Annotated in this window: 10 protein-coding genes, 1 tRNA gene and 2 rRNA genes; 11 read left to right on the forward strand and 2 right to left on the reverse strand. The window is 31.5% G+C overall.

All coding sequences use genetic code 11. The annotated features are described in order from the left end of the window. From HKP59_RS10140 to HKP59_RS10150, 3 genes are all read left to right on the forward strand, one after another. Positions 1 to 364 (forward strand): 23S ribosomal RNA (locus tag HKP59_RS10140); the annotation flags it as partial. A 79-nt stretch (positions 365 to 443) separates the two neighbouring features. Then, positions 444 to 553: ribosomal RNA gene (gene rrf, locus HKP59_RS10145) — 5S ribosomal RNA — on the forward strand. Positions 554 to 678: 125 nt separating this feature from the next. Further along, the gene (locus HKP59_RS10150) at positions 679 to 1,107 is read left to right on the forward strand and encodes a DUF6526 family protein (protein WP_291806437.1); all 429 of its coding nucleotides are present in this window, start codon (positions 679 to 681) and stop codon (positions 1,105 to 1,107) included. A gap of 134 nt (positions 1,108 to 1,241) precedes the next feature. Here HKP59_RS10150 and HKP59_RS10155 read toward each other — a convergent pair whose 3' ends face one another. Beyond that, complete coding sequence (locus tag HKP59_RS10155; protein WP_291806439.1) at positions 1,242 to 2,384, reverse strand: acyl-CoA dehydrogenase; 1,143 nt, start codon at positions 2,382 to 2,384, stop codon at positions 1,242 to 1,244. Between the two features lie 326 nt (positions 2,385 to 2,710). On the opposite strand from HKP59_RS10155, the gene HKP59_RS10160 reads away from it, so the two are divergent. From HKP59_RS10160 to HKP59_RS10190, 7 genes are all read left to right on the forward strand, one after another. Continuing rightward, positions 2,711 to 3,943 (forward strand): Glu/Leu/Phe/Val dehydrogenase dimerization domain-containing protein, encoded by a 1,233-nt coding sequence (locus HKP59_RS10160; RefSeq protein WP_291806441.1) that lies wholly within the window; start codon positions 2,711 to 2,713, stop codon positions 3,941 to 3,943. Positions 3,944 to 3,953: 10 nt separating this feature from the next. Then, positions 3,954 to 5,321, forward strand: coding sequence for a sodium:proton antiporter NhaD (gene nhaD, locus HKP59_RS10165; RefSeq protein WP_291806443.1), 1,368 nt, complete (start codon positions 3,954 to 3,956; stop codon positions 5,319 to 5,321). Between the two features lie 112 nt (positions 5,322 to 5,433). Continuing rightward, entirely contained in the window at positions 5,434 to 6,126 is a 693-nt protein-coding gene (locus tag HKP59_RS10170) for a MotA/TolQ/ExbB proton channel family protein (RefSeq protein ID WP_291806445.1), read from the forward strand. Position 6,127: 1 nt separating this feature from the next. Further along, positions 6,128 to 6,520, forward strand: coding sequence for a biopolymer transporter ExbD (locus HKP59_RS10175; protein ID WP_291806447.1), 393 nt, complete (start codon positions 6,128 to 6,130; stop codon positions 6,518 to 6,520). A 1-nt stretch (position 6,521) separates the two neighbouring features. Continuing rightward, positions 6,522 to 7,406: an energy transducer TonB gene (locus HKP59_RS10180; protein ID WP_291806448.1), complete on the forward strand. Its 885-nt coding sequence runs from the start codon at positions 6,522 to 6,524 to the stop codon at positions 7,404 to 7,406. Between the two features lie 6 nt (positions 7,407 to 7,412). Further along, entirely contained in the window at positions 7,413 to 8,630 is a 1,218-nt protein-coding gene (locus HKP59_RS10185) for a folylpolyglutamate synthase/dihydrofolate synthase family protein (RefSeq protein ID WP_291806449.1), read from the forward strand. 135 nt (positions 8,631 to 8,765) lie between these two features. Further along, positions 8,766 to 8,843 (forward strand) — tRNA-Val (locus HKP59_RS10190). A gap of 127 nt (positions 8,844 to 8,970) precedes the next feature. Here the strand turns inward: HKP59_RS10190 and HKP59_RS10195 are convergent. Further along, positions 8,971 to 9,156, reverse strand: coding sequence for a hypothetical protein (locus HKP59_RS10195; protein WP_291806451.1), 186 nt, complete (start codon positions 9,154 to 9,156; stop codon positions 8,971 to 8,973). A gap of 419 nt (positions 9,157 to 9,575) precedes the next feature. Here HKP59_RS10195 and HKP59_RS10200 point away from each other — a divergent pair, with 419 nt between their 5' ends. Further along, positions 9,576 to 9,950, forward strand: coding sequence for a hypothetical protein (locus HKP59_RS10200; RefSeq protein WP_291806452.1), 375 nt, complete (start codon positions 9,576 to 9,578; stop codon positions 9,948 to 9,950). The last annotated feature ends 205 nt before the right edge of the window (positions 9,951 to 10,155 follow it).

A 10,155-nucleotide genomic window follows, 5' to 3' on the forward strand; every position in this document is an offset into this window, starting at 1 on the left:
GGGGCTGGAGAAGGTCCCAAGGGTTGGGCTGTTCGCCCATTAAAGTGGCACGCGAGCTGGGTTCAGAACGTCGTGAGACAGTTCGGTCTCTATCTGTAGCGGGCGTTAGAAATTTGCGTGGATCTGACACTAGTACGAGAGGACCGTGTTGGACTGACCTCTGGTGTACCAGTTGTTCCGCCAGGAGCACTGCTGGGTAGCTACGTCGGGAAGGGATAAGCGCTGAAAGCATATAAGCGCGAAACCCACCACAAGATGAGATTTCTTTAAAGGGTCGTGGGAGATTACCACGTTGATAGGCTATAGGTGTAAAGGCAGTAATGTCATAGCCAAGTAGTACTAATAACCCATAGGCTTTTATGTCGACTTTTTACTTTTTTTTGATTCTTATAGATATTATTTTTTCATTATGTCAACTCATACGGTTAGTAACCGAAACAACTTAAGGTGGTTATAGCGATAGGGCTCACCTCTTCCCATCCCGAACAGAGAAGTTAAGCCTATCAGCGCAGATGGTACTGCCACTAGGTGGGAGAGTATGTCACTGCCTTTCTTTTGAAAACCTTCAATATTTATTTATTGAAGGTTTTTTTTGGTTTTGATTTTGGGAAAGTATTAGACTTTTGATTTGAAATGAATAGTTTATATTTACAATTACTAATTATTAAAATCAAAATTATGAAACAGCAGAACTTTAAAAATCATGGGAAGTGGGTGATTGGATATCATGTAATTACCTTTTTAGCAATTGTTATACTTATTATTGGTTCAATCAGAGGTTTTCTTAAGTCATCAAATGACAATTTATACTCCGCTTCCTTATTGATACTAATATCCTTTATTTTATTATTTATGTTTTATTTTTTGCGAATTTTTGCATTAAAAGCTCAGGATAGAGCGATTAGGGCTGAGGAAAAGTTAAGATATTATGTATTGACGGGTAAAATGTTAAGCAGTAAAATAACTACTAGACAAATTGTGGGCCTACGTTTTGCTTCGGATGATGAATTTCCAACGTTAGTTGATAAAGCTGAAAAGGATCAACTTTCAGAAAAAGAAATTAAAGCTTTAATTAAAAATTGGAAAGAGGATTTATATCGAGTTTAAAGAATAGTAAATTAAGAATTTAGTGAATTACTATAAAGAATCTTTAACATTGTTAAATAAAATGATTTATTAGGGAGTAGATATGTAAAAAAGATTATAAAATAAAAGCCGACAATTGTCGGCTTTTATTTTCTTTAATCCTTTAAAATACTTCTTGAGATTACTATTTGTTGAATTTCAGAAGTGCCTTCATATATTTGTGTGATTTTTGCATCACGCATTAAACGTTCCACGTGATATTCTTTAACAAAACCATATCCTCCGTGAATTTGAACAGCTTCAACGGTTACTTTCATTGCCATTTCAGCAGCATATAATTTTGCCATCGCACCGCTTAAATCATAATTTGTGTGTTGATCTTTATCCCAAGCAGCTTTGATACATAAATGACGTGCAGCTTCAATTTGGGTTGCCATATCGGCTAATTTAAAAGCAATAGCTTGGTGTCTACTTATTTCTTTACCAAATGCCTTACGTTCTTTAGAGTATTGTAATGCTAATTCATAAGCGCCAGAAGCAATCCCTAGAGCTTGAGCAGCAATTCCTATTCTACCACCTGCCAATGTTTTCATAGCAAATGTAAATCCAAATCCATCCTCACCAATTCTATTTTCTTTTGGAACTTTAACATCAGTAAACATTAATGAATGCGTATCAGAACCACGAATACCTAATTTATTTTCTTTATTTCCAACTGCAAAACCATCCATTCCTTTTTCAACAATAAAAGCATTTATTCCTCGGTGACCCTTTTCAACATCAGTTTGGGCAATAACCAAATAAACACTCGCACTATTACCATTTGTAATCCAGTTTTTGGTACCGTTTAAAACATAATAATCACCTTTATCAATTGCAGTTGTTCTCTGTGAAGTTGCGTCTGAACCTGCTTCTGGTTCACTTAAACAAAAGGCCCCAATAATTTCTCCTTTTGCTAATGGAATTAAATATTTTTGTTTTTGTTCTTCAGTACCAAATGTTTCAAGTCCCCAACAAACTAAAGAATTATTTACAGACATCACTACTGACGCCGAAGCATCAATTTTTGAAATTTCTTCCATTGCCAGAACATACGAAACAGTATCTAAACCACTACCACCATAATTAGGGTCAACCATCATGCCTAAAAAGCCTAGTTCTCCCATCTTTTTTATTTGCTCGGCAGGAAATTGTTGTTTTTCATCACGATCAATAACTCCTGGTAATAGTTCGTTTTGAGCAAAATCACGAGCAGCATCACGTATCATTATTTGCTCTTCAGTTAAAGTAAAATCCATAATTAATAACAGTTTTAAATAAAAGATTAATTTTCCCCAAATATAATCCTTTTTTTAGATTTTTTTTGTTAAATATGTAAAATATAAAAATGGAAAAACATTAACACTTTTTAGATATTAGAGCAAATTAGAAAATCTATTTAATGAGTGTAATTATGCGTCAAATCATTGTTTATTCCGAATAAGATTTTGCTATATTTGATAAATTTTAAATTAATAATAAAAACTAGACTATGACTCAATTATGATCTTCCTTGATAAATCTTAGAATAGATTAATTATTGTAAGCACTTTACATATACAAAAATTATTAGTTAAAATTAAAAATGAAAGAATTATTAAAAAAGTACGAAAATAAAAAGCCTGAAATTATATTTCATTGGCAGGATCAAGAAACAGAAGCTGAAGGTTGGACCGTCATAAACTCATTACGAGGGGGTGCAGCCGGTGGAGGAACAAGAATGCGTAAAGGACTTGATATGAATGAGGTACTTTCATTAGCTAAAACTATGGAAGTGAAATTTACAGTTTCAGGACCTGCAATTGGAGGTGCAAAATCTGGTATTAATTTTGACCCAAACGATCCAAGAAAGAAAGGTGTTTTAAGTCGCTGGTATAAAGCGGTAGCTCCATTGTTAAAACATTATTACGGTACTGGAGGTGATTTAAATGTTGATGAGATTAATGATGTAATACCAATGACAGAAGATTGTGGTGTTTGGCATCCGCAGGAAGGTGTTTTTAACGGTCATTTTAAACCAACTGAATCTGAAAAAATTAATAGAATCGGTCAACTTAGGTTTGGAGTTGTAAAAGTAATTGTTGACAAAAAATATTCACCTGATTTAAATAGAAAATATACGGTTGCTGATATGTTAACTGGTTATGGTGTTGCGGAGGCCGTAAAGCATTATTACGATATTTATGGAGGTGATTTAAAAGGGAAACGTGCCATAGTTCAAGGATTTGGTAATGTAGGTTCCGCAGCAGCTTATTATTTGACACAATTAGGAGCTAAAGTTGTTGGAATTATTGATAGTGTTGGAGGTTTGATAAATGAAGAAGGTTTTACAATGGAAGAAATGACTAACCTATTTTTACAAAAAGATGGAAATAAATTAAATGCAACTAATTTAATTTCATTTGAAGAAATGAATAGTACTATTTGGTCTGTTCCTGCTGAAATCTTTGTCCCTGCAGCTGCGTCAAGATTAGTAACTAAAGAACAAATTACTAGAATGATTGAGGTAGGATTAGAGGTAATATCTCCTGGAGCGAACGTTCCTTTTGCGGATAAGGAAATTTTCTTCGGTCCGATTATGGAATTTACAGATAAAAAAGTAAGTTTGTTACCTGATTTTATTTCAAACTGCGGAATAGCAAGAGTTTTCGCATACTTAATGGAATCTAAAGTAAAATTACCAATGAAAGATGTATCAATATTTGATGATACATCAAATACAATAAGGAAAGCACTCATAAGTACACATAACAGAAATAATAGTAAGCAAAATATAAGTAAAACAGCTTTTGAAATTGCTTTAAAACAATTAATTTAAACTTTTAAACATGGAAACACTCCTCATTATAATATTCATAATAGGATATTTAGCTATTGCTTTAGAACACAATTTAAAATTAGACAAGTTAATTCCGGCATTAGCAATGATGGCCATTTTGTGGGCTTTGATTGCATTTGGAATTGAAGCTTTTCCAAATTGGTTTGATTCTGGAGCTCATAAATTAGTTGAAGGATTTTCAAGTTTTACTACAGATGAGAAGCGCCATTTATTAGAAGAGACATTATTGCATCATTTAGGTAAAACGGCCGAAATTCTATTTTTCTTATTAGGTGCAATGACGATAGTTGAAATTATAGATTATTTTGATGGTTTTTCAACTTTTAAAAGTTATATAAAAACAAAAAATAAAAAAAAGCTATTGTGGATTTTCGCTTTTTTAGCTTTTATACTTTCTGCTATAATAGATAATTTAACAGCTACTATTGTTTTAATTACGATTCTTCAAAAAATTATAAATGATAAAAATACAAGGTTGTGGTTTGCAGGTTTAATAATTATAGCTGCAAACGCTGGAGGCGCTTGGTCACCAATAGGTGATGTAACTACTACAATGCTTTGGATTGGTAAAAAAGTAACAACTGTAAAGCTTATAGAATATTTAATAATACCTTCATTGTTATGTATGGTAGTGCCTGTATTTATTGCTTCTTTTATGAAACCATTTAAGGGAAATATTGAGGATGTAATTGTAGAGGAAACAAATTCAGAAAATAAGCACGGAGCTACTATGTTGTATTTAGGTCTTGGATCTATTTTATTTGTTCCTATTTTTAAAACAATTACACATTTACCACCTTATGTGGGTATGATGTTATCTTTATCGGTGGTTGGTATTTTTGCTGAAATATACAGTAGATCCGAGTTTAGTATATCAAGTGTTGTAGATAATGATGCACATGATTCTCCTGGTTTCCATAGTCCAGTTCATAAATCGTTGTCGAGAATTGAAATGCCGAGTGTTTTATTTTTCTTTGGAATTTTAATGGCAGTTGCGGCATTAGAATCTTTAGGAATGTTATTTATTGGTGCTGAAGGATTAAAATCTATTATACCAAATACTGATATTGTTGTAATGTTATTAGGTGTTGGTTCAGCAGTTGTAGATAATGTGCCATTAGTAGCTGCAAGTATGGGAATGTTTCAAGAGCCTATTGATAGTCAATTATGGCATTTTGTTGCTTTTTCAGCAGGTACTGGAGGAAGCATGTTAATTATAGGTTCAGCAGCTGGTGTTGTAGCAATGGGTATGGAAAAAATAGATTTTTTCTGGTACTTCAAAAAAATAGCTTGGTTAGCTGCCGTAGGTTTTATTGTAGGCTCGCTTGCCTTTATGGGTATGAGAGCTATTCTATAATAAGTTATAAAAAAACCCGAGAAATTTCTCGGGTTTTTTTATATTAAAAAATTAAACAATTTTCACACCGTAATTTCGTTAAGTTGAAATACGAATTATTAAACAATTATTAATGCTTTTACTAATGCAACAAGGAACAACAAAAGTTTTGGAAGAAGTACTTTCCGAAGAAAAAACACTTTCTATTTATAAATTGATAATGGATGGTGGTTTAGGAGGTCAAATTATTATAGCATTGTTAGTGGTTTTATTAGCCGTTGCATTGTATATCTATTTTGAACGATTTTTCGCAATTAAAGCAGCTTCCAAGACAGATCGTAATTTTATGAATCAAATAAGAGACCATGTTTCTAATGGTAAGTTAGACGCTGCTAAAGTTTTATGTATTCAAGTAAATTCACCAGCTTCTCTTTTAATTGAAAAAGGCATTTCTAGAATTGGAAAACCTTTAGCTGATATAAATACTGCTATTGAAAATGCAGGGAGATTGGAGATTTATAAGCTCGAAAAAAATGTAAGTATATTGGCAACAATTGCAGGTGCAGCTCCTATGATAGGGTTTTTAGGAACTGTAATCGGAATGATTATAGCAATTCACGAAATAGCGAATGCAGGAGGGCAAATAGATATTAAGATGCTATCTGATGGATTATATACAGCTATGACAACAACTGTGGCTGGGCTTATAGTTGGTATTATTTCTTATATTCAATATAATCACTTGGTAGTAAGAACAAATAAAGTTGTGTATGAAATGGAGGCAAAATCGGTTGAATTTTTAGATTTATTAAACGAGCCTATTTAATATGGATATTAGAGGTAGAAATAAAATTAATCCGAACTTTAACATGTCTTCAATGACAGACATTGTTTTTTTATTGCTCATATTTTTTATGATTACTTCAACATTGGTAACTACAAGTGCTTTAGATATATTATTACCAAAAGCGAGTGGGAAAACCGAAAATCGAAAATCAGTTTCAGTAAGTATCACCAAAAATTTAAATTTTTATATAGATAATAAAAAGGTAATTGAGTCTAAATTGGAACAAGATTTGTTACTAGTTTTAGCAAAAAAGGAGAGTCCAACTATAGTTTTAAGAGCAGAAGAAGGTGTACCTATTGAAAAAGCTGTCAAAATTATGGATATTGCAAATAGAAATAGATTTAAAGTAATATTAGCGGTTAGACCAAAATAATATGTTCAGTTTTTTAGACACAAAATATAAAAGAAAATCAGCAGCATTAACAAGTTTAATTATGAGCTTGTTATTAGTCGCTATTTTTTTTGTTGGAATGACATATTTAGATCCTCCAGAGGAATATGGGATTGCAGTTAATTTTGGGACCTCAAATGTTGGAATGGGAAATGTTCAACCTACAGAACCGATAAAATCAGCTATAGAAGAAAAATCATCAATTGAAGAACAACAAGAAGTTGAAGAAATTGTTGAATCTGAAACGGTTGAATCTGAAACTGAAACATTTGAAGAAGTTGCAACTCAAAATAATGAGGAAGCAATTGCAATAAAGAAGAAAGAAGATGCTAAAAAGAAAGCGGATGAACTTGTAAGAAAAGTGCAACTAGAGAAAGATAGAATTGAAAAAGAAAAGCAAGCTGCAATAGCAAAGCAAAAGGCTGAAGAAGAGGCAAAACGAAAAAAATTAGATGCACTAATAGGTGGAGTAAGTAATTCTGATGGAACAGCAACCGGAGGAGAAGGGAATGATAATCAACCAGGAGATAAAGGGAATATAAATGGAGATCCGAATGCAAGTGGATATTATGGCAATGGAGGCGGAGGAGGCAATGGCGATTATAATTTAGGGAATAGAAAACCATTAAGCAGACCAAAACCTAATTATATTTGTAATGAAGAGGGATTAGTTGTTGTAAGTATTGAAGTAGATGTTAATGGAAGAGTTATAAAAGCGACTGCTGGAGTAAAGGGTTCAACAAATACAGCCCAATGTTTACTATCTCAAGCTAAAGAGGCTGCTTTAAAAACGAAATGGAGCGCTGATCCTAAGGCGCCCTCCAAACAAGTAGGAACTATAAAATATAAATTTTCATTGTCACAATAAAATTTAATGAATTATAAAGAGACCTTAGATTGGATGTTTGCACAACTACCAATGTTTCAGAGACAAGGTAAAACGGCATTCAAAAAAGATTTAACAAATAGCATAGCTTTTTCAAAACATCTTAATTTTCCCGAAACAAAGTTTAAATCAATTCATGTTGCAGGAACAAATGGAAAAGGCTCAACTAGCCATATGCTAGCTTCTATATTGCAAGAAGCAGGTTTTAAGGTTGGCTTATACACATCACCTCATTTAAAAGATTTTAGAGAACGTATTAGAATAAATGGTGAAGTAATTTCTAAAACTGAAGTCATTGATTTTATTTCAACAAACAAGTTGTTTTTAGACACGCATAAATTGTCTTTTTTTGAAATGACGGTAGGTTTAGCATTTGATTGTTTTGCAAAGCACACCGTCGATATTGTAGTTGTTGAAGTTGGTTTAGGAGGAAGATTAGATTCTACTAATATTATAACTCCAGAAGTTTCAGTAATTACAAATATTGGATTTGATCATACACAATTTTTGGGTGAAACTTTACCTGAAATTGCTTTTGAAAAAGCAGGTATTATTAAAAACGAAATTCCTGTTGTAGTAGGCGAATTTCAAGAAGAAACTTATCCAGTTTTTAAAAATAAAGCAGCTAAAATGAATGCGCCAATTTTTTTGGCTTCATCGGATATTGAAAGTAACTACGCATCAGATTTAAAAGGTAGTTATCAATCAAATAATATAAAAACTGTTCTTAAAATAGTTGAAGTTTTGAAAACTAAAAATTACAGTATTTCAAACGAAAGTGTCAAAAAAGGTTTATTGAATGTTATAAAAAATACAGGACTTTTAGGTAGGTGGCAACAATTAAACAAAAGCCCAAAAGTAATTTGTGATACCGGTCACAACAAAGAAGGGCTAACATATGTTTTTAACCAACTGATGAAAGAAACTTACGAGCAATTACATATTGTTATAGGAGTTGTTAATGATAAAGATTTAAATAAAATACTTCCTTTATTTCCAAAAAAGGCTATATATTATTTTTGCAAACCAGATATCCCAAGAGGTTTAAATGAAATAGAATTGCAATTAAAATGTTCTGAATTTGAATTAAAGGGAGTAGCTTACCCTTCTGTTAAGGAAGCGTATGTGGAAGCTTTACAAACAGCCGATAAACAAGATTTTGTTTTTATTGGCGGTAGTACTTTTGTAGTTGCTGAAGTTCTTTAATAATTATTTAATAATATATTAAAATGCTATTTAATTGATTCAGATTTAGTTAAATCTTTTTCAAAAAAATAAATAATTTTTTTGAAGAAAACCTTTGTTTAATACAAATTGTAGTTATATATTTGCATCCGCTTAGGGCAATTAGCTCAGTTGGTTCAGAGCACCTCGTTTACACCGAGGGGGTCGGGGGTTCGAATCCCTCATTGCCCACCAAAGTAAAATCCTACTATTTCTAGTAGGATTTTTTTATGTTTAATAATAAATTACAAAAGGCTTTCAAATTATTGAAAGCCTTTAAATTTTTTAGATGTTTATTTCTGATTCTGTAAAAATGAGCATATTAAGTTTTTTGTGTCATAGATAATTTGATTACAATAGCCATTAGAAGCCAAATAATAAACGTTTCACCATGAGACATTTCATAAGTAGAACCTGCCAATTTTGCAATTCCTAAAATAATGTAAATAACAATTGGTGATAGTACTAGGCAGGCAAGAAGATTTAGAATTGATTTTTTGAAATCCATAATTAAAAACTTTAGTTGGTTAATATTAAACAATTATTTAAAAAAAATAAATTGTTAGTTAAAGATACTAAATTTTTTAAATATTGATTTAGAGCTTATAAATTCAAGCTTCCAGACAAAAAACTATAATTATTAAAACTATTGAATTTATAACCTTCCTCATTTTTTGCCTTTGTAATATAGGTTACTATTACTTTGATGGTTAACATCGTATATTTGTAATGTAGACAATGTCTACATCTTTTTCATAGCAATTTTCCACCTCAAACCCTTTTTATGAGGTGGTTTTTTTATTTATTATTTACTTTTTTGGCTATCGACCTTTCTAGAAAATTATTTTGTTATTTATTTATGTGCAAGTTTATTAGGTTCAATAAAAAAATATGTAAATTGTACAATGTTAAATTAAAAAATAGACCATGCTATTAAACACCATATTTAAAAGAAATATATTTTATAAAGTACTAAGTATATTTTTGCTATTGATTCTTTCACAAAGTTGTAAAATTTATAATAATCCAGTTTCATTTGAACAAGCAGTGAAGAATGAGGAAGATAAGATTGTTAAAATTACAATGAATGATGGAAATGAATTTGTTTATGAGAGTCTTGAGATAAACGACGGATTATATTATGGTATCCAAAATAATGGTGCAGTGAAAGTAAAAATACCTCTTAATAAAGATGAAATACAAAGTGTTCAATTAAGAAAGAAAAATTCATCCAAAGGAACAAACGCCCTTGGAATAGGTGTAGGTATATTGTCTATTATTACTGGTGCATTAATGATCTAAAAAAAGAGGCAACATATGTTGCCTCTTTTTAAAATATAGCTGACTTTATTTTAATCTGTTGTAAAACTCCAAACTTGCCCAATAGTTTGTCCTCCTTGTCCATCTTTAACCACCACATTCCAATAGTAGGATGTGGATGCTGATAATGTTGGTGAAACTAAGCTTGCTGCTGTTTGATCTGAACCGATTAGTGATAAACTTGAGG

The sequence above is a fragment of the Lutibacter sp. genome (assembly GCF_013041805.1).
Lineage (GTDB): Bacteria > Bacteroidota > Bacteroidia > Flavobacteriales > Flavobacteriaceae > Lutibacter.

Coding starts and splice junctions, on each gene's coding strand:
- HKP59_RS10150 (WP_291806437.1), top strand. CDS start 679: ATGAAACAGCAGAACTTTAAAAATCATGGGAAGTGGGTGATTGGATAT.
- HKP59_RS10155 (WP_291806439.1), bottom strand. CDS start 2,384: ATGGATTTTACTTTAACTGAAGAGCAAATAATGATACGTGATGCTGCT.
- HKP59_RS10160 (WP_291806441.1), top strand. CDS start 2,711: ATGAAAGAATTATTAAAAAAGTACGAAAATAAAAAGCCTGAAATTATA.
- nhaD (WP_291806443.1), top strand. CDS start 3,954: ATGGAAACACTCCTCATTATAATATTCATAATAGGATATTTAGCTATT.
- HKP59_RS10170 (WP_291806445.1), top strand. CDS start 5,434: ATGCTTTTACTAATGCAACAAGGAACAACAAAAGTTTTGGAAGAAGTA.
- HKP59_RS10175 (WP_291806447.1), top strand. CDS start 6,128: ATGGATATTAGAGGTAGAAATAAAATTAATCCGAACTTTAACATGTCT.
- HKP59_RS10180 (WP_291806448.1), top strand. CDS start 6,522: ATGTTCAGTTTTTTAGACACAAAATATAAAAGAAAATCAGCAGCATTA.
- HKP59_RS10185 (WP_291806449.1), top strand. CDS start 7,413: ATGAATTATAAAGAGACCTTAGATTGGATGTTTGCACAACTACCAATG.
- HKP59_RS10195 (WP_291806451.1), bottom strand. CDS start 9,156: ATGGATTTCAAAAAATCAATTCTAAATCTTCTTGCCTGCCTAGTACTA.
- HKP59_RS10200 (WP_291806452.1), top strand. CDS start 9,576: ATGCTATTAAACACCATATTTAAAAGAAATATATTTTATAAAGTACTA.